The 1173-nt window shown below is 44.4% G+C and carries 1 protein-coding gene and 1 pseudogene; both read right to left on the minus strand.

All coding sequences use genetic code 11. The features are described 5' to 3' along the window. Positions 1-143 (minus strand): annotated as a pseudogene (locus tag R7Q47_RS25570) (Na+/H+ antiporter NhaC family protein); the annotation flags it as partial. 166 nt (positions 144-309) lie between these two features. Next, a complete protein-coding gene (locus R7Q47_RS25575) occupies positions 310-897 on the minus strand; it encodes a DedA family protein (protein WP_031823390.1) in 588 nt (195 codons plus the stop codon). Positions 898-1173 lie beyond the last annotated feature (276 nt).

Consider the following 1173-nt stretch of genomic DNA (forward strand, 5'->3'; position numbering starts at 1 on the left):
GGCAGCTGGTAGAAGGCAAATTCCACGCCTTGCAAAGATAAGTAAGTGCCTACGCCAATAAATAGCGCAAGGAATACGATCAATGGGATCAGTGCGACCGCAGACGGTGCAACTGTTTTAGTAGTTTGTTGGGAACCGGACATGTAAACGACAAAGATAATAATAAGAGAAGTGAGCAGACTAATCTCACCGACTTTTATTGTCAACGTCTAGACGTCTAAATGGCTGCGTAATTTTTGTATTTGGAGGAAAGAAAAAAGCTCATGGCATCTATCTTACTGATACCATGAGCCTTTATTGAAAGTGCATTTATAGCGACGATTTTGCTTTTTTTCGCTTGAGTAAGCCTAGGATCATCAATGCGAACACAACCGCGGCGCTCGCCCAGATTGCGTATTTGTAGTGGCTATATAAATGGCTGAGTGCGCTGAGGTGCTCAAATGCAAAATGCGTAAGTAAACTGAACACCAAAACCCAAATGGTGGCAGCGAGTGCGTTGCCGAGTAAAAACTCTCTGCGTGGCATTTTTGCTATCCCACACGCCAGAGGCATAAATTGCTTCATCCCTTCAATAAATCGGCTGACCACCAAACAAGCAGGGCCATATTTTTGAATGGTGATTTGGAGTTTCTGCATTTTAGGGCCAGAGATGTAACCTTTTTTATCTAGCCATCCTTCAAAGTAGTAACCAAGTAAGTAACCACAAGTATTGCCCAAAAAGCAGCTGAGCCAAGATATAACCATAACCATACTCAGATTCATGACTTGTTCTGAGGCCAGAATTGACGCTGCGATCATCAAAGATTGCCCAGGCATGGGAATGCCAATACCTTCAAAAAAGATGCTGACAATAAGCGCAAGGTAGCCGTACTGCTCCAGCAGAGGCTTCATGGAGATGAGTAAAGCGTTAATGTGTTCCAAATGCTTTCCTCTAATAAAATCGGAAGGAAATGGGAGTGATACTCCTGTTGTTTTCTCTGGTCAATTCTTGTTTCTCATTCCCGAGAAAAACTGACACACCTCTGATAATTGTGTTTACCTGATGCGCTGTTGCGCTGGATTCCGCTCGCCGTTTGATTCACGACGGCGAGCGGTCATTACTATGGCTTGGGTCTCAGGCTACTCTTTTGGTGTTGTGAACGCACCGTACAAATCGAGGCGTCGATGGCGTAA

The organism is Vibrio sp. Vb0349, from assembly GCF_033338975.1.